The 18,941-nt window shown below is 57.9% G+C and carries 20 protein-coding genes and 1 pseudogene; 11 read left to right on the plus strand and 10 right to left on the minus strand.

All coding sequences use genetic code 11. The annotated features are described in order from the left end of the window. Nucleotides 1-22 precede the first annotated feature (22 nt). Nucleotides 23-1,135 (minus strand): enoyl-CoA hydratase/isomerase family protein, encoded by a 1,113-nt coding sequence (locus VY732_RS06880; RefSeq protein WP_212622773.1) that lies wholly within the window; start codon nucleotides 1,133-1,135, stop codon nucleotides 23-25. Between the two features lie 132 nt (nucleotides 1,136-1,267). Here VY732_RS06880 and ung point away from each other — a divergent pair, with 132 nt between their 5' ends. Continuing rightward, the gene (gene ung, locus VY732_RS06885; protein WP_331695040.1) at nucleotides 1,268-1,960 is read left to right on the plus strand and encodes a uracil-DNA glycosylase; all 693 of its coding nucleotides are present in this window, start codon (nucleotides 1,268-1,270) and stop codon (nucleotides 1,958-1,960) included. 119 nt (nucleotides 1,961-2,079) lie between these two features. On the opposite strand, the gene VY732_RS06890 is transcribed toward ung, so the two are convergent. From VY732_RS06890 to VY732_RS06910, 5 genes are read right to left on the minus strand one after another with little or no spacing between them, the layout of a single operon-like run. Beyond that, entirely contained in the window at nucleotides 2,080-3,114 is a 1,035-nt protein-coding gene (locus VY732_RS06890; protein WP_331695041.1) for an AbrB family transcriptional regulator, read from the minus strand. Then, nucleotides 3,107-4,621 (minus strand): tripartite tricarboxylate transporter permease, encoded by a 1,515-nt coding sequence (locus VY732_RS06895; RefSeq protein ID WP_123594781.1) that lies wholly within the window; start codon nucleotides 4,619-4,621, stop codon nucleotides 3,107-3,109. Before VY732_RS06895 ends, VY732_RS06890 begins: the two co-directional genes overlap by 8 nt. Nucleotide 4,622: 1 nt before the next feature. Next, entirely contained in the window at nucleotides 4,623-5,087 is a 465-nt protein-coding gene (locus VY732_RS06900; RefSeq protein ID WP_123594780.1) for a tripartite tricarboxylate transporter TctB family protein, read from the minus strand. Between the two features lie 57 nt (nucleotides 5,088-5,144). Next, nucleotides 5,145-6,122 (minus strand): Bug family tripartite tricarboxylate transporter substrate binding protein, encoded by a 978-nt coding sequence (locus VY732_RS06905; RefSeq protein ID WP_034153137.1) that lies wholly within the window; start codon nucleotides 6,120-6,122, stop codon nucleotides 5,145-5,147. A 53-nt stretch (nucleotides 6,123-6,175) separates the two neighbouring features. Next, nucleotides 6,176-7,468, minus strand: a complete 1,293-nt coding sequence (locus VY732_RS06910) for an OprD family porin (protein WP_007911430.1) — start codon at nucleotides 7,466-7,468, stop codon at nucleotides 6,176-6,178. A gap of 236 nt (nucleotides 7,469-7,704) precedes the next feature. Here VY732_RS06910 and VY732_RS06915 point away from each other — a divergent pair, with 236 nt between their 5' ends. Next, nucleotides 7,705-8,376, plus strand: a complete 672-nt coding sequence (locus tag VY732_RS06915; RefSeq protein ID WP_007911422.1) for a response regulator — start codon at nucleotides 7,705-7,707, stop codon at nucleotides 8,374-8,376. Then, entirely contained in the window at nucleotides 8,369-9,754 is a 1,386-nt protein-coding gene (locus VY732_RS06920) for a sensor histidine kinase (protein WP_095119116.1), read from the plus strand. The genes VY732_RS06915 and VY732_RS06920 overlap by 8 nt, the downstream gene beginning before the upstream one ends. Before the next feature lie 148 nt (nucleotides 9,755-9,902). On the opposite strand, the gene VY732_RS06925 is transcribed toward VY732_RS06920, so the two are convergent. Further along, the gene (locus tag VY732_RS06925) at nucleotides 9,903-10,724 is read right to left on the minus strand and encodes an HDOD domain-containing protein (protein WP_331695043.1); all 822 of its coding nucleotides are present in this window, start codon (nucleotides 10,722-10,724) and stop codon (nucleotides 9,903-9,905) included. Between the two features lie 35 nt (nucleotides 10,725-10,759). Next, complete coding sequence (ygfZ, locus tag VY732_RS06930) at nucleotides 10,760-11,692, minus strand: CAF17-like 4Fe-4S cluster assembly/insertion protein YgfZ (protein ID WP_331695044.1); 933 nt, start codon at nucleotides 11,690-11,692, stop codon at nucleotides 10,760-10,762. Between the two features lie 150 nt (nucleotides 11,693-11,842). Here ygfZ and VY732_RS06935 point away from each other — a divergent pair, with 150 nt between their 5' ends. Continuing rightward, nucleotides 11,843-12,097 (plus strand): FAD assembly factor SdhE, encoded by a 255-nt coding sequence (locus VY732_RS06935; protein ID WP_095049216.1) that lies wholly within the window; start codon nucleotides 11,843-11,845, stop codon nucleotides 12,095-12,097. Beyond that, nucleotides 12,081-12,533 carry a protein YgfX gene (locus tag VY732_RS06940; protein ID WP_331695045.1) on the plus strand — a complete coding sequence of 151 codons (453 nt, stop codon included), beginning with the start codon at nucleotides 12,081-12,083 and terminating at the stop codon, nucleotides 12,531-12,533. Before VY732_RS06935 ends, VY732_RS06940 begins: the two co-directional genes overlap by 17 nt. Here VY732_RS06940 and VY732_RS06945 read toward each other — a convergent pair. Next, nucleotides 12,502-12,693: pseudogene (locus VY732_RS06945) on the minus strand (L-aspartate oxidase); the annotation flags it as partial. The gene VY732_RS06940 and the pseudogene VY732_RS06945 sit on opposite strands and share 32 nt — an antisense overlap. Before the next feature lie 43 nt (nucleotides 12,694-12,736). Here VY732_RS06945 and VY732_RS06950 point away from each other — a divergent pair. Further along, nucleotides 12,737-14,194: a tyrosine-type recombinase/integrase gene (locus VY732_RS06950; RefSeq protein ID WP_331695046.1), complete on the plus strand. Its 1,458-nt coding sequence runs from the start codon at nucleotides 12,737-12,739 to the stop codon at nucleotides 14,192-14,194. Between the two features lie 55 nt (nucleotides 14,195-14,249). Here the strand turns inward: VY732_RS06950 and VY732_RS06955 are convergent, their stop codons facing one another. After that, the gene (locus VY732_RS06955; protein ID WP_331695047.1) at nucleotides 14,250-14,495 is read right to left on the minus strand and encodes a protein L; all 246 of its coding nucleotides are present in this window, start codon (nucleotides 14,493-14,495) and stop codon (nucleotides 14,250-14,252) included. A 282-nt stretch (nucleotides 14,496-14,777) separates the two neighbouring features. On the opposite strand from VY732_RS06955, the gene VY732_RS06960 reads away from it, so the two are divergent. The 5 genes from VY732_RS06960 to VY732_RS06980 all read left to right on the plus strand — a co-directional run bounded on the left by VY732_RS06960 (nucleotide 14,778) and on the right by VY732_RS06980 (nucleotide 18,645). Continuing rightward, nucleotides 14,778-15,392 (plus strand): hypothetical protein, encoded by a 615-nt coding sequence (locus VY732_RS06960; RefSeq protein ID WP_331695048.1) that lies wholly within the window; start codon nucleotides 14,778-14,780, stop codon nucleotides 15,390-15,392. Between the two features lie 511 nt (nucleotides 15,393-15,903). Then, entirely contained in the window at nucleotides 15,904-16,206 is a 303-nt protein-coding gene (locus VY732_RS06965) for a hypothetical protein (protein WP_331695049.1), read from the plus strand. A 199-nt stretch (nucleotides 16,207-16,405) separates the two neighbouring features. Continuing rightward, nucleotides 16,406-16,801 (plus strand): hypothetical protein, encoded by a 396-nt coding sequence (locus tag VY732_RS06970; protein ID WP_331695050.1) that lies wholly within the window; start codon nucleotides 16,406-16,408, stop codon nucleotides 16,799-16,801. A 52-nt stretch (nucleotides 16,802-16,853) separates the two neighbouring features. Continuing rightward, nucleotides 16,854-17,867, plus strand: a complete 1,014-nt coding sequence (locus VY732_RS06975) for a hypothetical protein (RefSeq protein WP_331695051.1) — start codon at nucleotides 16,854-16,856, stop codon at nucleotides 17,865-17,867. Nucleotides 17,868-18,108: 241 nt separating this feature from the next. Continuing rightward, nucleotides 18,109-18,645 (plus strand): hypothetical protein, encoded by a 537-nt coding sequence (locus tag VY732_RS06980; protein WP_331695052.1) that lies wholly within the window; start codon nucleotides 18,109-18,111, stop codon nucleotides 18,643-18,645. Nucleotides 18,646-18,941 lie beyond the last annotated feature (296 nt).

The following is an 18,941-nucleotide window of genomic DNA, read 5'->3' on the forward strand; positions in this document are numbered from 1 at the left end:
AATCATCGCGGGCAATCAATCTTCAATACTGCGTCAAATCCGCCAACGGATGCCGCCCCTCCCAAACCTTGTGAAAGTGCGCCTCGACCACCGCATCCGGCACGTTGCTCACGTCCGGCCAGTGCCAGTGCGGCTTCTGATCCTTATCGATCAACCGCGCGCGAACCCCTTCGCTGAACTCCGGATGCCGGCAGCAATTGAGGCTCAGGGTGTATTCCATCTGAAAGACCTCGGTCAGCGACATATGCCGGGCACGGATGATCTGTTCCCAGACCAGATGTGCCGTCAGCGGCGAGCCTTCGCTCATGGTTTTCGCCGCCCGCGCGATCAACGGATCGCTGCTGTCGCGTTGCAGGCTGATGGCCTTCCAGGCGCAGGCCACGTCGCTGACGTCGAGCAGTTCATCGATCTGCTGACGACGCGGCAGCCACTGCGCCTCGGGCATCTGCGCTACGGCTTCCTGTTGCAGCGCTTTGAGCAGGCTATTGAGCTGCCTGTCGGTCTGCTCCTGCCAATTCAGCTGCAACAGGCCTTCGATCAATTGTGGCTGCTGTTCGTCGAGCAGGAAGCGGTCGGCCAGATCCAGATCGATTGCATCACGAGCGTTCATATGTGCGCCGGTCAGTCCGAGGAACAAACCGAGCTTGCCCGGCAGCCGCGCGAGAAACCAACTGGCACCGACGTCGGGATACAGACCGATGGTAATTTCCGGCATCGCCAAGCGGCTGCTCGGCGTGACGATCCGCGTACTCGCGCCTTGCAATAAGCCCATGCCGCCGCCGAGCACATAACCATGGCCCCAGCAGATCAACGGTTTTGGATAGGTGTGCAGGCTGTAATCCAGGCGATATTCCGCGCTGAAAAACTGCGCGGCCAGCGGTGGTACTTCGCCGGGGTGAGCGCGACAGGCTTCCACCAGGCTGCGCACCTCGCCGCCAGCGCAGAAGGCCTTGGCGCCGTTGCCGCGCAGCAGCACGCAGACGATTTGCGGATCCTTGGCCCAGGCGTTCAGCTTGTCGCTGAGGGCGTTGATCATCGGCAGGGACAGCGCATTCAGCGACTTTTCAGCATCCAGGCTGGCGATACCGATGCGGGCGCCGTCGGTGCCGGTGAGTTCTTCGAAGTGCAGATTCATCGTGACCTCGATCGGGAATTTGAACGATCAGTATGATCGTTGTGTGGGAAAGTGCCGGATCTGCGTCAGATCAATTGACAAGCGTGGTCGGCTTTCCTAGGGTTCGCCCCATTGTTTTTGCCGGGTATGACCATGACTGCTGACGACCGTATCAAACTCGAACCGAGCTGGAAGGAGGCACTGCGTGCTGAGTTCGACCAGCCCTACATGACAGAGTTGCGCAATTTTCTGCAGCAGGAGCGGGCGGCCGGCAAGGAAATCTATCCGCCGGGACCGATGATTTTCAATGCCTTGAACTCCACGCCGCTGGATAAAGTGAAGGTGGTGATCCTCGGCCAGGACCCGTATCACGGCCCGGGGCAGGCCCACGGTTTGTGCTTTTCGGTGCAGCCGGGAGTGCCGGCACCGCCGTCGCTGGTTAACATCTATAAAGAGTTGAAGCGCGACCTGAACATCGACATTCCCAATCACGGCTATCTGCAGAGCTGGGCCGATCAGGGCGTGTTGATGATCAACACCACCATGACCGTCGAGCGCGCCAACGCCAATGCGCACAAGGACAAGGGCTGGCAGTTTTTTACCGATCGGATCATTGAGTTGGTCAGCGAGCGCCAGCCGCATCTGGTGTTCATGCTCTGGGGCGCCCATGCGCAGAGCAAGCAGAAGCTGATCGACGCGACCAAGCATCTGGTGCTGACGTCGGTGCATCCGTCGCCGTTGTCGGCGTATCGCGGGTTCTTGGGTTGCGGGCACTTTGGCCGAACCAACAAGTTTCTCGAGCAGAATGGCGAGACGCCGATCGAGTGGCGCCTGCCACCGATCTGATCGGTTGGCTGAGCGGGCCCCTTCGCGAGCAAGCTCGCTCCCACATTGGTTTTGCGGCGTTCACATGACCAGTGTGGGAGCGAGCTTGCTCGCGAAGAAGGCAACTCGGTCTTCCAGACTTACTCGGGATTACGATTCCAGTACTTGAACAACGGCTCCGCGAGAAACAGCACAAACAACAGCCGCATCACCTGCATCGCCGTCACCAGCGGCACCGACAATTGCAGCGTCTCCGCCGTCAGGCTCATTTCGGCGATGCCGCCGGGCATCATGCCCAACGTCAGCGACCGCAGATCCAGATGGGTCAGCGCACTCAAGCCCAACGCCGCCAACGTCGCGATCAACATGGTCAGCGCCGTGCCAATCAACGTCCGCCCCATAAAGGAGGGCGCGCGGCGGAAGAACTGCCGGTTGAAGTGACAACCCAAACCACTGCCAATCAGCCACTGGCCAATCTGACTGCCGCCGTTGGGCAAACCAATGTGCAGATCCCAGCCAATACTCACCGCCGCACTCACCAGTAACGGCCCGAACAGCCATGGATTGGGTTGGCGCAAACGCTGCCAGAGCCACGCAAGCAAACCGCCCGCCGGAAACAGAATCGCCAGCCAGCGCCAATCGACGCTGCCCGCATGAGCAATCGGGTTGCCATCGCCAAGCAAATACTTGAAAGCCGCTGGCACACACAGCACCACCACCAACACCCGCAAACTCTGCCCCGCCGCAACGTGGCTGAGCATCGCGCCGTTACGCGCGCCGAGGTTGACCATCTCCCCGGAACCGCCGGGCATGCTCGAGAAAAATGCGGTGGCGCGATCCTCACCGGTGCGGCGCATCAACCACACGCCGACCACTGCCGACAGGCTGGTGACCAGCGCACCAAAGAAGATCAAACCAAAATGACTGAGCACCTGCTCCATCACCACCGGGGTGAAGTGCAGGCCGATGCCGATGCCGACAATCCACTGGCCGCACTTGCGGCCGCCAGGGATTTCCGTGAGTTGCCACGGGGTCAGGCAGCGCACGAGGATGATCGCCAGCAACGAGCCGACCATCCACGGCAGTGGCCAGCCGATCTGGCTGGCGAGGTAACCGCCGAGCAGACCGACCAGCGGGGTTCCCCACCAGGATTTCAGTGAGGCGCGATCAAACATCGGCAATGGCGCGTTGCGCGGCCGAACGTTTGCGCCAGATGCGGATGATCGGCATCAGCAGCATGATCGCCGTCAGTACCCAGACCCCGAAGGTGATCGGGCTCGACCAGAGGATTTCCAGCGCACCGTTGGAGATCGACAGAGCGCGACGCAGGTTCTGCTCCATCAGACCGCCGAGGATGAAGCCCAGCAGCAGCGGCGACAACGGGAAGTCCAGCTTGCGCAGGATGTAACCGAAGATGCCGATGCCGATCATCAGGAACAGGTCGAACGTAGTGGCGTGCACCGCGTAAACGCCGATCCCGGTAATGATCGCAATGACCGGCACCAGCGCCCAGTTCGGCACGGCGAGGATGCGGGTGAAGATGCGGATCATCGGGATGTTGAGGATCACCAGCATGACGTTGGCGATGAACAACGAGGCGATCAGGCCCCAGACGATGTCGGGCTGTTGCTGGAACAGCAGCGGGCCCGGCGTGATGTTGTACAGCGACAGCGCGCCAATCATCACCGCGGTGGTGCCCGAACCCGGTACACCAAGGGTCAGCATCGGCACCAGTGCGCCGCAGGCTGCGCCGCCGATGGCGGTTTCCGGCGCGGCGAGGCCACGAGGGTCACCTTCACCGAATTTGCCGCTGGCACCGGCGATGCGCTTCTCGGTCATGTAGGCCACGGCGCTGGCGAGGGTCGCGCCGGCACCCGGCAACACGCCCATGATGAAGCCCAGCACGCCGCAACGGACGTTGACCACGAATACCGAGGCCGCTTCCTTGAAGTTGAACATCATCCGGCCGGTGGCTTTTACCGCTTCCTGGCCATGGTGGGTTTTTTCCAGCAGCAGCAGGATTTCGCTGATGGAGAACAGACCCAGTACCAGCACGACGAATTGAATACCGTCGGTGAGGTGAATATTGTCGCCGGTGAAGCGATAAACACCGCTGTTGGCATCGATGCCGACGGTCGACAGGAACAGGCCGATCAATGCCGCGATGAAGGTTTTCAACGGTCGATCACCGGCCATGCCGCCGAGACAGACAATCGCGAACACCATCAACACGAAGTATTCCGCCGGGCCGAAGGCAATCGCCCATTTCGCCAGCAGCGGCGCGAACAGCACCATGCCGCAAGTGGCGATGAACGCACCGATAAACGAACTCCACGCCGACAACGACAGCGCCACACCGGCGAGGCCTTTGCGGGCCATCGGGTAACCGTCGAGGGTGGTCATCACGGTGGAGGCTTCGCCCGGAATGTTCAGCAGGATCGAGCTGATCCGGCCGCCGTATTCGCAACCCAGATACACCGCTGCCAGCAGAATCAACGCCGACTCCGGTGGCAGGCCGAGGGCGAATGCGATCGGGATCAGCAATGCCACACCGTTGATCGGGCCCAGGCCCGGCAGCAGGCCGACCACGGTGCCGATCAGTGTGCCGCACAGCGCGGTCACCAGGTTGTACGGGCTCAGCGCGACGCCGAAACCCTGACCCAAATAGCCAAGAGTATCCATATCAGTTCTCCAGAACGCTGAGCAGGCCGAGAGGCAGCGGAACGTCCATCACACGGTCGAACAGCAGGTAAAGACCGATGGCCATCAGGCTGATGATCACCACGCTCGGCAGCCAGCGGCCACCGTAGAGGCGAGCCATCGGCACGCCGGTGATAATGCTGGCGACGATGAAACCAAGGGGTTCGAACGTGCCGGCGAACACCAGCAACAGCACCACGCAGATGCCGATCTTGGTCAGGGTTTCGCGGTCCAGCGGCGGCTCGTCATCACTGTGCTTGATCGCTGCCGGACGGAACACCATGTACAGCAGTGCCGCGCCCATCAGGGCAAGCATCAACAGCGGAAAGGCACGCGGGCCGACCGGTTCGTAGGAAAAAGCCGCTTGGTACGGCCACGCCATCAGTGCCAGGCCGACGCAGACCAGCAGCAACACCGAGGCAAAAATGCGTTGTAAAAGTGTGGACATGACAAACTCCTGGGCCATGCCCCTGACGAGGGACATGGCCGTGGGATGCAGGGACGGTTACTGGATCAGGCCGAACTCTTTGGCCAGCACTTTGTAGTCCGCTACCTGTTTCTTCACGTAGGTGTCGAGTTCCGGGCCAGTCATGGCGAACGGGAACAGTTCACGCTGATCGCGCAGCTTGGCGAACTCATCGGAGGCCAGCAGTTTGTCGAACGAGTCTTTCCACCAGGCGTAGTCTTCGTCGCTGACTTTTGGCCCCAGGTAGAAGCCGCGCACCACCGGCCATACGATGTCGTAGCCTTGCTCGCGAGCGGTCGGGATGTCTTTCATTTCCGGCTCATCGAGACGCTTGTCGGCGAACACTGCGAGCAGACGCATGTCACCGCTCTGGATGTGCGGCATGGAGTCGGAGATGTCGGTACTGCCGACCTGGATGTGACCGCCGAGCAGGGCGGTGGCGATTTCGCCGCCGCCTTCAAGCGCAACGTAACGCAGGTCACGCGGGTTGATTCCGGCAGCCTTGGCGATCAGTGCGGTTTGCATCCAGTCCTGGCTGCCAACGGTGCCGCCGGAACCGATCACCACCGAGCTTGGGTCTTTCTTCAGAGCCTGAACGAGATCGTCGAGGGTCTTGTAGGGCGAATCGCTTTTCACCGCGATGGCACCGTAGCTGGTGCCGACCGCTGCCAGCCAACGCACGTTGGTCTCATCGAAGCGACCGAACTTGCCCTGGGCCAGGTTCAACAGCGAACCGCTTGACCACGCCACCAGCGTGCCGGCATCGGCCGGACGTTGCGCGACCACGGCGTTGTAGGCCACCGCGCCGACACCGCCGGGCATGTAGGTCACACGCATCGGTTTGCTCAGCAGTTTCTGATTGACCAGTGCGCTCTGCACCAGTTTGCAGGTCAGGTCGAAACCACCGCCGGGGGAGGCCGGGGCGATACATTCCGGACGTTTCGGTTCAGCCATCAGTTGGCCGGCAAACAGGATGCAACTGGCGGCCAGTGCAACTTTACGCAGTGACAGGTTCATTCGATTCTCCACGGGCATTGTTGTTATTCGACGTGTTTTTCACTTACGGGCATTTACCAAAGGGCAACGCTGTAGCTCACCAGCAAACGCACTTCGTCTGCATCGCGAGCCGAGTAGTTGGAGCGGTAAGTGGCATTGCGCAAACGCACGGCGACATCCTTCAAGGCGCCGCTTTGTACTACATATTTGATCTCGGTGTTGCGTTCCCACTCTTTGCCTTCTTCACCGTTCTTGAGCTTGATGTTGTCACCGCTCAAGTAGCGACTCATGAAGCTAAGACCGGGGATGCCGAGTTTGGCGAAGTCGAAGTCGTAGCGAGCCTGCCAGGAGCGCTCTTCAGCACCGGCGAAATCGTTGATCTGCACGAAGTTGACCAGATACGGGTCGCTGCCATCGACGTAAGGGAAAGCGCTGTCGCCAGACATGTGCTGATAACCGGCGCTGAACTTGTGCCCGCTCAGCGCGTAGCTGACCAGACCGTTGAGCGAGCGGTTGTCGATCTCGCCGCCACGGGCCGCGCCTTGGTCATCGCTGACGGCAAAACGCAGATCGGTGGCAAACGTGCCCGGGCCCATCGGCCGCGAGGCGACCAGGCCGAAGAAGTGCTGGTTGTAGACTTCGTCGAGTTGGGCGAAGTGGTAACTGCCGGTGATCTTGTCGGTGAACTTGTAATCCACGCCGCCAAAATCAAAGTGCTTGCCGGCAGCGGTGCCAGCGAAACGGCTGTTCTTGTTGTTCAGGGCGATGTCTTCGAAATCGGTGCTGTCGCGATCCTTGGCTTTCTCCAGACGGCCGCCGGTGAAGGTCAGGTTCTTGATCTCTTTGGAGGTAAGCAAACCCCCTTCAAAGGTCTGCGGCAGGATGCGCCCGTCGTTGGGTTTGAGGATCGGCAGTTCAGGAATCAGGCTGCCGATTTTAAGTTCGGTGGCAGAGATTTTCACTTTGCCGGTCAGGCCGACTTTCGAGTACTCATCCGCCGCGCGCCCATCATCGTGGGTTGGCAGCAGACCTGTGCCGGTACGGTCCGGACTTGAATCGAGTTTGACGCCGAGCATGCCTAAAGCATCGACACCGAACCCCACGGTGCCGTCGGTGTAACCCGATTGCAGATTGAGCATGAAACCCTGAGCCCATTCGTCACGCTTGGATTGCTGGGCGCTGGTGCCATCGCGAAAGTCGCGGTTGAAATACATGTTGCGGGTTTCGAAGGTGGCGCTGCTGTCTTCAATGAAGTCGGCAAAACTCAACGGCGAAAAACCGGCAAGAGCGGCGGCACTGACGAGGGCGGTGTGGCTGAAACGGGAAGGGCGAACAGGCGTGGACGCCTGAGGCTGCATGGACGGCATGCGGGTGTACTCCGTTTATTGTTCTTATTGGTCGAAAACGCTTCGAGGCGTTTTTCTTTGCGCTGTGTGGCATCAGCGACGGCAGTCGGAACTGTCCGTGGGCCGACTGTAACCAGCTAACCTTTCGCTAACCTTTCAGCAGACTTTCAAGGTTTTCGGGCTTCACAGCGGCGGTTGCGGCTGTAAACTCCGCGGCAAAGCGTGGCGTCGGCCATCCCTGAACGAGGTAAAAATCCATGCGTGTCCTGCTCGTCGAAGACCATCTGCAACTGGCCGAAAGTGTCGCTCAGGCGCTCAAGAGCACCGGTCTGACCGTGGATGTGTTGCACGATGGCGTAGCCGCCGATCTGGCGCTGGGCAGTGAGGAATACGCCGTGGCAATCCTTGATGTCGGACTGCCGCGCATGGACGGTTTCGAGGTGCTGGCGCGGTTGCGCGCACGTGGAAAAAATCTGCCGGTGCTGATGCTGACGGCGCGCAGCGATGTGAAGGATCGCGTCCACGGCCTCAATCTGGGGGCCGACGATTACCTCGCCAAACCGTTCGAACTGACTGAACTGGAGGCGCGGGTCAAAGCCTTGCTGCGCCGCAGTGTGCTCGGCGGCGAACGCCAGCAGCGTTGTGGCGTGCTGGCCTACGACCTCGACACCCGGCGCTTCACCCTTGGCGAAGAATTGCTGACCCTGACATCCCGCGAGCAAGCGGTGCTGGAAGCACTGATCGCCCGGCCGGGGCGGGTCATGAGCAAGGAACAACTGGCGTCCCAGGTGTTCGGTCTCGACGAAGAAGCCAGCCCCGACGCCATCGAAATCTACGTGCACCGCTTGCGCAAAAAACTCGATGGCCAACCCGTCGCCATCGTGACTTTCCGTGGTCTCGGTTACCTGCTGGAAAGCCGCGATGCATAAGCCCAGCAGCCTGCGCTGGCGCTTGCTGTGGAACCTCGCATTGCTGCTGGTGGTGCTGATGCTCGCCAGCGGATTGAGCGCGTACTGGAACGGTCGCGAAGCCGCCGACACGGCGTACGACCGCACGTTGCTGGCCTCGGCGCGGACCATCGCTGCTGGCTTGTCGCAACGTGACGGCACATTGAGCGCCGATGTGCCTTATGTGGCACTCGACACCTTCGCTTATGACAGCGCGGGGCGGATCTACTATCAGGTCAATGACATCCATCAGAAGCTGATTTCCGGCTATGAAAACTTGCCCGGGCCGCCGCCGGGGACGCCGCGCACGGACAGCTATCCAGCGTTGGCGCGGTTCTACAACGCCACCTACAAAGGGCAGAACGTGCGCGTGGTCAGCCTGCTGAAAGCGGTGACCGAACCGAACATGAACGGCATGGCGGAAATTCGCGTCGCCGAAACCGACGAAGCACGGGTGAGCATGGCGCGCAGTCTGGCGGCTGATACCTTGCTGCGATTGGGCATGCTGGCGATTGGCGCTTTGTTGCTGGTGTGGTTTGCGGTCAGTGCCGCATTGCGCCCGTTGGAGCGTTTGCGTACAGCGGTGGAAGAGCGTCAGCCCGATGACTTGCGGCCGCTGCCATTGGTTGAAGTGCAGCATGAGCTGTGGCCTTTGGTGCGTGGACTTAACCATTTCACCGAACGCCTGCGTGGGCAGTTTGAACGGCAGGCGCAGTTCATCGCCGATGCGGCCCATGAGTTGCGCACGCCATTGGCGGCGCTGAAGGCGCGGCTTGAATTGGGCCTGCGTTCGAACGAGCCCGAGACGTGGCGCACGACATTGGAGTCTTCGGCGCAAAGCACCGATCGCCTGACCCATCTGGCCAATCAGTTGCTGTCGCTGGCGCGCGTCGAAAACGGTGCGCGGGCGATTGCCGAGGGCGGCGCGCAGTTGCTCGATCTGAGTCAGTTGGCCCGGGAACTGGGCATGGCCATGGCGCCGTTGGCGCACAAGCGCGGGGTGGCGCTGGCGCTGGAGGCGGATGAGCCGGTGTGGTTGCGCGGTGAACCGACGTTGTTGAATGAGTTGCTGAGCAATCTGGTGGACAACGCCCTGGCGCACACGCCGCCGGGCGGCAATGTGATTTTGCGCGTCACGGCGCCGGCGGTGCTTGAGGTTGAAGATGACGGCCCGGGCATTCCGCTGGAGGAGCGCGATCGGGTGTTCGAGCGGTTCTACCGGCGTAATCAACAGGTGGCGGGTTCTGGGCTGGGACTGGCGATTGTCGGTGAGATCTGTCGGGCGCATCTGGCCCAGATCACGTTGCATGATGGCGAGCAGGCGGGGTTGAAGGTGCGGGTCAGTTTCATTGCCGGGTGATTGTGATGGTTTTGCTGGCCCCTTCGCGAGCAGGCTCGCTGCCACAGGGGGAATGCATTTCAATGTGTGAATCAGCTGTGCTCCCACAGGGGAATGCATTTCATTGTGGGAGCGAGCCTGCTCGCGAAGGGGGCGGCGCGGTTTCGGATCAGTAAAACATCGTCCGCGACTCTTCCAGATCTTCACACAGCGCTTTGTTCTCCGGATCAATCCCAAGCTTACTGAACGCCGGAACGGTCATTGGATCAATCCGCGCAAACGGATGATCAGTGTCCTTGTGGCAATACAGGCTCGCCACTTGCACCAGATCGACATAGTCAATTGCTGTCGAATCGCGCTTGAAGTCCTGATAGCGCCCCGGCAACTCCACCAGTCGCTCCGGGAACTCCCAGACGCGCAACAACTTGTCGCCCAGTAACGGATGAATGTGATCGATCACATGGTTGAGGCTGACCGGATCCGACAGCAGCTCATAGTGATCTTCGGCGTAGGTCAGAATCGGCAGCACGCCAATCTGATGCACCAGCCCGCCGAGCGCTGCCTGATCGGGTTTGAGCTGAGTGTAGCGGCGACACAGCGCATAACTGACCCCGGCAATTTCCAGACTCTTGCGCCAGACTTCGCGCATCTTCTGCTCGACCACTTCGGAGCGGGCGTGGAAGATCTGCTCCATCACCAGACCGATCGCCAGGTTGCTGCTGTAGTTGATGCCCAGCCGGGTGATGGCCGTGTGCAGGTCGGTGACTTCCTGTGCGGCGCGCAGCAACGGGCTGTTGACCACTTTGATCAGACGCGCCGACAGCGCCGTGTCACGGCCGATCACTTTGCTCAGGTCGCTGACGCTGATCTCCGGGTCTTCAGCGGCCTTGCGAATCTGCAGGGCCACTTCCGGCAACGTGGGCAGAACCAGGTCATCGTTATCGATGGCCTCAACCAAATCCTGTTGGACTTTTTCCGCCAGTTCGCTCATTTAAACTCTCTAGGGTGTTGCAACAAATGCTGCGATCAGCGCTGGATTTCGCGGTCGCGATCCAGTTCGTAAGGCAGGTCGAGCAGATGCAGCGCCGGGCCTTCAAGAGCGCCCAAATGCAAATCACCGGCTTCGGCCTGCAGCACCGCCAGGAGTTCAATGTTTTGCCCGGCCTTGGCGGCCAGCACCACTTCACCAATGGCGCTGTTGTGGCTTGGCGCAAACAGTTGTGTGCCAGGCTCCGGCAAGTCAGCGGCGTCCAGGCTCAAGCGATACAGACGACGCTTGAGTTTGCCCAGGTACTGCATGCGCGCGACGATTTCCTGGCCGGTGTAGCAGCCTTTCTTGAAGCTCACGCCGCCAACGGCTTGCAGGTTGAGCATCTGCGGGATGAACAGCTCGCGGGTGCTCGGCATGACCTGGCCGATACCGGCGCGGATCTGGCCCAGCAACCATTGATTCAGCTCGGTTTCAGGCAGGGCTGCGGACAATTTTGCTTTGATCGCGTCAGCCTGATCGGCCGGTACCCAGAGTTCGGCGCGATCCGGCGAGACGCGAATCGCAATCAGGCCTTCGTGACGCACGACGCTGTCGGTTTCCGCTGGCAACTCCAGGCCGAGGCTGGTCAAGGCGTTGTCGCCATGCTCCAGACCAAAGCGTACCCAAGCGGCACTTTCGTCAGTCAGTTTCGATTTGGAGAACACCGCGTACTTTTTCAGGTCCGCCAGTTGCGGCTCCAGCAGCTCACTGGCCATCGCCAGAACCACACCGTCACTTTCGAGCAGAATGCGGAAGCTCGACTGCATCCGGCCCTTCTGCGTGCAACGGGCGCCAAGGCTGGCACGGTTGTCGCTGAGGTAATTGAGGTTGCAGGTCAACTGGCCTTGCAGGAATTTTCCGGCATCCGCGCCGCGAACCGCGAGAACGCCTTCATGAGACAGGGTGCAGAAAAAAGCAGAATCGGCCATGGGTCATCGCAGGGTAAATAGACTGGGGCACATCATAAGGGCGCGTTGTTGAAATGGGTAGTTGATAAAGGATCGGTGGTCCCCGACCAAAGCCGACTGTGCGACCTGTCCCGGGGCTGTATACTTGCCGCCAAATTTGAGGAGGGCTCCATGGTCGAACAAGTTGAACTGAATCGCCTCTTTTGGCACAGCCGTCGCGGCATGCTTGAGCTTGACGTGTTGCTGGTGCCGTTCGTGAAAGAGGTTTATGCCGATCTGAACGAGGTGGATCGTGCGTTGTATGTTCGCCTGTTGGAGTGCGAGGATCAGGACATGTTCGGCTGGTTCATGGAGCGCAGCGAGTCTGAAGATCCGGAACTGCAGCGCATGGTTCGCATGATCCTGGACCGTGTCCAGCCCAAGTAACACGTTCGAATGCCGCTGGCATGCCTCACGGCAGTTGCTGGCGGCTTATCTGTTGGCCCAGGCGTTCGCGCTGGGTTCGTTGTTTCTGCTTTCGATTCCACTCTGGGCCAGCGTGCTCGGGGCTTTTGGCTGTCTGCTGCATGGCTTTTGGGCGTTGCCAAGGCAGATTCTGTTGAATCATCCCAAGGCGTTTCGTGGATTGCGTCGGGACGTCGATGGTTGGCAGGTGTGGAATCAGGCTGATGGTTGGCAAGCGGCGCAGTTGCGTCCGGACAGCCTTGCGCTGCCATTGATTGTGGTTCTGCGTTTTCGCTTGCGCGGCGAATGGCGGGTCAGATCAATCTGCGTGCCGCGAGACTCGCAGGCGGCGGATTTGCACCGGCGCCTGCGAGTACGGCTCAAGTTCAGCCGACGTAGGTGGGCGGCACCAGAATAGTGTCGAGCGCCTCGGGCAGCATGTCTGGATAGTCGAGGGTGTAATGCAGGCCGCGACTTTCCTTGCGTTCCATGGCTGAGCAGATCATCAGTTCGGCGACTTGCGCCAGGTTGCGCAGCTCGATCAGATCGCGGCTGACCTTATAGTTGCTGTAGAACTCGACCCTATGAGGCTAAACCCAATAGATACCGGGGTTTCAGCCGATGACCGTCAACCACCGCTCCCAAAGTGGGACAAAGCTGTTACAAACTGCGCTCGCCAAGCCGTACCACTATCGCCGGTCTGGTCGCTATTACCTTCGCCTTCGCCCTCAAGGCACCGCTACGGGCTTCTTCACGCTTTCGCTCAGAACTACCGACAAGGCCACCGCTATGACCATCTCGAAGGACATCCTCAAGACCCTCAAGGCGTATCACTTCGACAACCCTGAGGCGACTTGGGATGTACTCCGTGAGCGTCTGGTAGACATCGCTGAGTCATCCTTGACGATGGCGCATGGTGATAGCTCATTGGTCGCCTACGAGATGATCCATGATGAGCATCATCAAGCGCTTCGAGAGGCCAGCGCCAAGATGTCCTTGAGCCTCAATCAGCAACGAGCAGTGGGCAAGGCATTGGAGATCATTGAGGCATCACAGGAGCGCCTGAACGGGAGGCCGGGGAAGCTGGTTGAGATCGTTAGGGGACTTAAAGAAGAGTCTTGTGGCACGTCTGTGGCCCTCCGTCCGTCTCTATCTGTATTATCAACTGAAGCCTCCAAGCCGCTGACCTTCAAGGCCATCTCTGAGCTTTACATGGAGGAACGCAAGGAACACGTCGAAGCAAGCACCATGAGGGACATAAAGTCTTCTTGTGGCTCTATAGCTACTGTTCTGGGTGAGCTTGACCTGAAGACCCACACGCGGGCTGACATGGTGGCTCTGAAGGAGAGACTCCTTGAGGATCGCTCAGCGTCCACCGTGAAGAAGATACTGACCCGCCTTACCACTGTCATGGATTGGGCTGTGCATAACGGCTATATCGACAAGAGCTTCGATAAGGGTCTGAAGCCTACCAAAGGTGCCGACAGCTCCCGTGAGGCGTTCTCTCAGGATCAAGTAAAGACACTCATGGCCCGCGCCAAGACGCTCCCTGAAGACTCGTGGCAGCGTTGGGCATTGTCTCTTGGGGTCATCACTGGGACTCGTATTGAGGAACTGAGGCAGCTCACCAAGGCTGATGTTAAGAAGATCCCAGGCACTGACGGTAATGGCATCTGGGTCATCGACATCAATAGGAACGATGGCAAGACAGCCAAGACCAAGAATGCGCTCCGTGTCGTACCGCTGACCGATGGGGCCTACGGGTTTGACCTTCAAGCGTTCCTTGGGTTTGTCGAGAAGGCCGACTCGCAGTTGTTCAAGCTGGGTGCAGGGCAGTTCTCAGGGTTGCTCAATGGCGCTCTTCGGGATGTCTTGGGCCTGAAGACTGACCGCACCCAGACTTTCCATTCGCTACGACACTCTTTGGCTGGTGCCTTGAAGGCCGCTGAGGTTCCTGTGGGAACTGCCGAGTCGATCTTGGGGCATTCGTCGGGGTCAATTAGCTATGACCTTTATGGTGCGGGAAGTGCTGTAGAGGTAGGGCGGATGGCTGATGCTCTAGTTAAGGCCTTCAGATAATCAATTTGAAACTGCTCAACAGCATGTAAGAAAAGCCGTTGAGCAGTCCTGAATATTACTTACCTTCGGTATTTGTCCAAACGTTCATCTGCCACTTCACAGGGCCAACCGAAGTTGCATGCTGGTGGTGATTCTGTGGTGGAAACTTATCGCCTTTGTTAGAAGTGACCTCTTTTTTGCAACCGATGCAGCGGTAGATGCCCGAGGCAGGTACAATTTCGGCGGGGCCAAAGTGCTTCGACCATACATCGCTAGGGTTAGTGATCTTGTCGAATTTTGAGTTGTCGGTGTAGTAAGCCATAAATCCTCCATGTGTTGGCGCTCTTAGCGGATCATCAAATGGCGTGTGATGTCAATACGACTTCATGGGCATCGATCTGGATGTTCTCGTGGGTCACCCTGAGCATGAGCTGATGTTCGTGGCCTCACGGGGTCGCCGAAGCGGCTGGTCTGAAAGATCCTTCAGGCGCTGTCATGGCCTAAAGGCAGACAAAGGATGCCAAGGAGGAACCCAAAGAAACGAATAAAGCCGTATGATTTACTCGATCCAATACCTCTAAATCACATTAAAAAGGGCTTGAAATTGAACAAAGGACGTTCCGCTTCCAGTGCCGTGCTTTTTATTACGCTTCACGCCCTCTCTGGATCCGCTGCTGCGGAGAATCAGTTATGGGTTACTACAGATCGCACGGATCGGCACACCTGCCCTGCGATTGAGTGCGGGGTGGCAGGTCGTCTGATGTTTAGGGAAAACGTCAAGGCTCTTGAGGAAAAAGGTGGGTGGGTGCGGATAACTAAACGATACTCAGCTTCCTGTGTAAATGGAGTTAGTGAGTATGTGAAGGATGGAAATGCAGCCTGTGTAAGCTCAAATGGTATCACGCATGGTAAGTTTGCTGAGTGGGTTCAAGCTAAAGATTTGGCTGTGAATCGCCCTGAGGATCCAGCAAATGATGCAAGTGGTGATGATGCGCTTATTAAGTCGTCAGATGATTACAGACTTTATAGAGCGCAATTCTCTCAAGGCGCCCGCAAGCTAATCAACGAAGGCATTTGCAGCGAGAGTGACTTCGAGGAAATGGGTGGGTGGATGTCCTCACCGAATAGAGGGAAGGGAATGTATTTCACCTATTGCGGAGGGATGAACCTTAGTAACAAGGTTTATCTGAACGTGGAGACCGGCGAGACCAGTCGCTGATCTCGTCAAGGGTTCCTCAGGTAAATACTGCATAAATGTCAACCAAAATTTAAAAACCCTCACTATGGCTACCGAGCAACACACCGACGAAAATAAATCGTTGTTCGGCTGACCATCCATATTCCTACCGGCTCCTCCATGGATCCGACCAGAGAACACCGAGTGCCAAGCGCGACCAGCTCGCCAACGCTCAAATGTCCCCGGTAAGCAGACCCCGTGTCTGGCTCCAGTAGGAAGGAGCGAACATTGAAATTGCTGATCGTTAGTCGGTGCCTCTTGAGGGCATCGCTGGGAAGCCTTGCACGGGATTGGGGCCACCGTGTACTGCTCAATGTTCATGGGGGCCGTTAACTTAAAGATTCTAAAGATTACTCATTGAGTAACTCTGATTATTATTCTTTAAATAAATCTTTGCTTTTGTCTTAAAGATTCTCTCAAGCTCTCTCTAAGTTAAGGACTGGTCTGGCGACCATGAATATCCCATTCTCTCAGTTCGTCTCAAAGGAGGCCCATGCGATTCCACTTCAAACTCAATGGTCTCGATCATCAACATCGTGAAACCTTGTTATCTATCGAATCGGCAATGACCGGTCGATCCTCTACCGCTTTGTTCGATCTAAAAGCTCTCGATGTTTTCACGAACCGGCCCCCAGAGAAAACCAATGAGTTCGTCTCGGGCAAGTTGGGAACATTCCTAATGGAGTCCCTTGAGGCTCTTATGGCTGCTACTGGTCTCGACCTGATCGCTCTTTACGGAGCCGTGAAGGGTGTTCCCGTTATCCTCAAAGCTCGTCCCATAGCAGCTCAGCAATAACCCAGTGTCGCCTCACTGGTGCCCTTCAGATGCCTTCAGGCTTGCCATGTCCTGATCCAGCATTAGCCACATAACCCAAACCAAGAACCTTTTGATCGACCTTGGAAGATGCCCATGCGGCTCCCTCCTTGCCGTCTTGTCGTGCGCGTCTATGGCGCCAAGGTCGATCAAAGAGTCACCTCATAGGAGATCCAAACCCATGAATATCACCATTACCAAAGTCTTGAAGAACGAAGTAACTGTGTCGGGGCAGACCCTCAATCGTGAGTACGTCGAAAGCGTCATGTTGCCCTTGCTGATGGCCCAGTGTGGCCGGAACAACGGCACCAAGTTCGGCGTTATCAAAGCTTTCGAGGAAGCCGGTTTGTCTCTCAAGGCCATCCAAGAGGACGCTCAGGTCTACTTCATGACCAAGCGGGAGCAGAAAGAGATCCGTGAGCAACTCCAGCGAGAAGCTGACGAGCGTGCTGAGCGTTTACGCGAGCGGACTCCACGCGAACTGGCCCAAGCGAAAGCTGAAAGAGAGGCCCGTGCTGCTGCCATCCGTGAACACGGTCGGAAAGTTTTGGCAGCTCGCTCACGTAATAACGGCTGACTACTCTAGCCCTTTCGCGACTACTCACAAACTAATTCAGGAGAACATTTTAATGAAACAGCCTAATCAATACGTCAAACCATCTGCTCATTACACGGCCATTGTCGATGATGGCAATCCATTCCCAAGTGGCTCAATCCGCTTCAATACCGCTGATGTCCGCGTTGAGACCGAAGCGGCCACTGATGTGTCCGCCTTTGTGGAAGCCCTTACAGAGGCCCTCGACGATTACCTCAACGGTGATGAGTGGCGCCAAGCGGCAATCGAACACACCCCTTGTGAATTCCGTCCGGCTGGCTCTGAAGCAACTGGTCAGCAAATCATCACGATGGCTGATCGCTCCGTCAGTTTCGATCCTCGTAAGAACTGGGATAACCAGACCGTCTCGAAGGGCGAAGTCCTGGCCGGGTCTGTGATCTTCACCGAGCCAACCGATACAGCATTGGTCATTAGCAAGCGCTTCACCATCCTCGACCATAACCTGATGGCGGGCTTCACTGAAGGCTCAATGCACCAGACCGGTGAGAAGCTACTACGGGACATTGAGCATGATGCCGCTGGCAAGATCGCCGGTATTCTCTCCAGCGCTCCATCCACTGAAAGCGTCTCCGAGACTAAGCCAACCGGTAAGCCTGTGGAGGTCGCTGAGGATCTGATCGACATCTTGACGATGAACATCAACCAGACCGTAGGTAGCTCGCTGTCGGACTTTGTGGTTCTGCTGCCGGTGTCGTTGCTCGCGGTTCTTGAGCGTGCTGCTCAGCGTGCAGGTGTTGAAGACATCGAGTCTCTGATCGGTGCCTCTGTGCAACCTTATAGCGGCACTGACTACGGGCTGTTCTTGCTGCCTAAGATGTTCACCTCGCTGAGTTATCGCGAAGGTGGTAACGGAGACATCTGGAAGATCCAAGCGACTCGTAACGGCGCCCATCAGTGCTGGGACGTGGAGATCATGACAGTCGTGGACATCGTGGCTAACGGCAAGGTCAAAGTGAAGCTGACTGCGGATGGTCTACAGACCCAAACCGTGGCTTTTCCGATGATTACCAACATTAAGCTGACCTGAGAAATATCCTTTGGAAGCCCCGTAAGACCGACCCGAGAGGGATCGGCAGGGGCACCGCTTAACAAAACCCCTCACCAACGAGGATAGGCAGTCTCTCTTCAACCCTTCGCCCGTCGCTGGGCAATCATCCATACACAGTCTTTCTGTTTGCTCTCTGCGCCACCGGCCAGAACCCGTCATGGGGTCTGTGTGCTGGTCTGTGGGAGCGAACTCAGCGAGCAAACAAAAAGGACACCATGAAATGACAATCGACATCCAACACAAGCACGCTTCCCACGTCATCATCATCGAAGGGCAAGCCTTCAGGGCTAACGACTCAGGTATGTGGGATCTGACAGACATCTGGCGGGCCCTAAAGCTGCCTAAGGGCAAACAGCCGGGTAAATGGGTAGATACCAAGAAGGCTAAGACCTTGGAACAAACCGGAAATATCGGTTCGTTAAACAAGGGGCGAGCAGGCTCCGTTACTCAAGCCACCAAGCGTGCCACTCTGGCGTATGCCGGATGGGTCTCAGATGAGTTCGAAGGAATGGTTTATGACGCCTTCGAGGCCATCCTTGAGATGCCTGAGGTCGCTCTCATTGTTGCCGACAAGATGCGCAGTAAGGGCAATCACCATAGCGCTGCCATCTTTGAGCGTCATGTATTCAATGACCGCTGTGACTGGAAGTCCCTTAAGATTCCCCACAAGAACACCCAAAAGGGTCTGCATGCTGCTGTAGCAAAGGGCAACCTGACACCGGCACGAGCAGCTCAGCTTGGCCTCAAGGCCATCTAGTCGAATCCCCAAGGAGAACCTCATGGACGCGCTACAGGCTGCCTACTGGGTCTGTGTGGTTGTCCATGTGGTGTTCTGGCTGTACGGGCACTTCAAGACCTCTTAATGAGAATCTGACAGAAAAATCTGAAAGACCACCTCATTCATACTGACTGCCAAGGTTCCCCCGTAGGCACTCGCAGAGGCCCGCACAGGCGCCATAGAGACCCTCATGGGCGGACGATAGAGACCCCAGAGCTGGGACAAATATGGCGCAAAGCTGTTACAAAACGGGGCCTTAGCGTGCTACGCTCAGG

It is taken from the genome of Pseudomonas sp. ZY71 (genome assembly GCF_036542145.1).
In the GTDB taxonomy this organism is placed as follows: domain Bacteria; phylum Pseudomonadota; class Gammaproteobacteria; order Pseudomonadales; family Pseudomonadaceae; genus Aquipseudomonas; species Aquipseudomonas koreensis_A.

What these genes read in the sequence shown, in the direction of transcription:
- VY732_RS06880 (WP_212622773.1), bottom strand. Translation starts at nt 1,135, where the DNA reads ATGAATCTGCACTTCGAAGAACTCACCGGCACCGACGGCGCCCGCATC.
- ung (WP_331695040.1), top strand. Translation starts at nt 1,268, where the DNA reads ATGACTGCTGACGACCGTATCAAACTCGAACCGAGCTGGAAGGAGGCA.
- VY732_RS06890 (WP_331695041.1), bottom strand. Translation starts at nt 3,114, where the DNA reads ATGTTTGATCGCGCCTCACTGAAATCCTGGTGGGGAACCCCGCTGGTC.
- VY732_RS06895 (WP_123594781.1), bottom strand. Translation starts at nt 4,621, where the DNA reads ATGGATACTCTTGGCTATTTGGGTCAGGGTTTCGGCGTCGCGCTGAGC.
- VY732_RS06900 (WP_123594780.1), bottom strand. Translation starts at nt 5,087, where the DNA reads ATGTCCACACTTTTACAACGCATTTTTGCCTCGGTGTTGCTGCTGGTC.
- VY732_RS06905 (WP_034153137.1), bottom strand. Translation starts at nt 6,122, where the DNA reads ATGAACCTGTCACTGCGTAAAGTTGCACTGGCCGCCAGTTGCATCCTG.
- VY732_RS06910 (WP_007911430.1), bottom strand. Translation starts at nt 7,468, where the DNA reads ATGCCGTCCATGCAGCCTCAGGCGTCCACGCCTGTTCGCCCTTCCCGT.
- VY732_RS06915 (WP_007911422.1), top strand. Translation starts at nt 7,705, where the DNA reads ATGCGTGTCCTGCTCGTCGAAGACCATCTGCAACTGGCCGAAAGTGTC.
- VY732_RS06920 (WP_095119116.1), top strand. Translation starts at nt 8,369, where the DNA reads ATGCATAAGCCCAGCAGCCTGCGCTGGCGCTTGCTGTGGAACCTCGCA.
- VY732_RS06925 (WP_331695043.1), bottom strand. Translation starts at nt 10,724, where the DNA reads ATGAGCGAACTGGCGGAAAAAGTCCAACAGGATTTGGTTGAGGCCATC.
- ygfZ (WP_331695044.1), bottom strand. Translation starts at nt 11,692, where the DNA reads ATGGCCGATTCTGCTTTTTTCTGCACCCTGTCTCATGAAGGCGTTCTC.
- VY732_RS06935 (WP_095049216.1), top strand. Translation starts at nt 11,843, where the DNA reads ATGGTCGAACAAGTTGAACTGAATCGCCTCTTTTGGCACAGCCGTCGC.
- VY732_RS06950 (WP_331695046.1), top strand. Translation starts at nt 12,737, where the DNA reads ATGACCGTCAACCACCGCTCCCAAAGTGGGACAAAGCTGTTACAAACT.
- VY732_RS06955 (WP_331695047.1), bottom strand. Translation starts at nt 14,495, where the DNA reads ATGGCTTACTACACCGACAACTCAAAATTCGACAAGATCACTAACCCT.
- VY732_RS06965 (WP_331695049.1), top strand. Translation starts at nt 15,904, where the DNA reads ATGCGATTCCACTTCAAACTCAATGGTCTCGATCATCAACATCGTGAA.
- VY732_RS06970 (WP_331695050.1), top strand. Translation starts at nt 16,406, where the DNA reads ATGAATATCACCATTACCAAAGTCTTGAAGAACGAAGTAACTGTGTCG.
- VY732_RS06975 (WP_331695051.1), top strand. Translation starts at nt 16,854, where the DNA reads ATGAAACAGCCTAATCAATACGTCAAACCATCTGCTCATTACACGGCC.
- VY732_RS06980 (WP_331695052.1), top strand. Translation starts at nt 18,109, where the DNA reads ATGACAATCGACATCCAACACAAGCACGCTTCCCACGTCATCATCATC.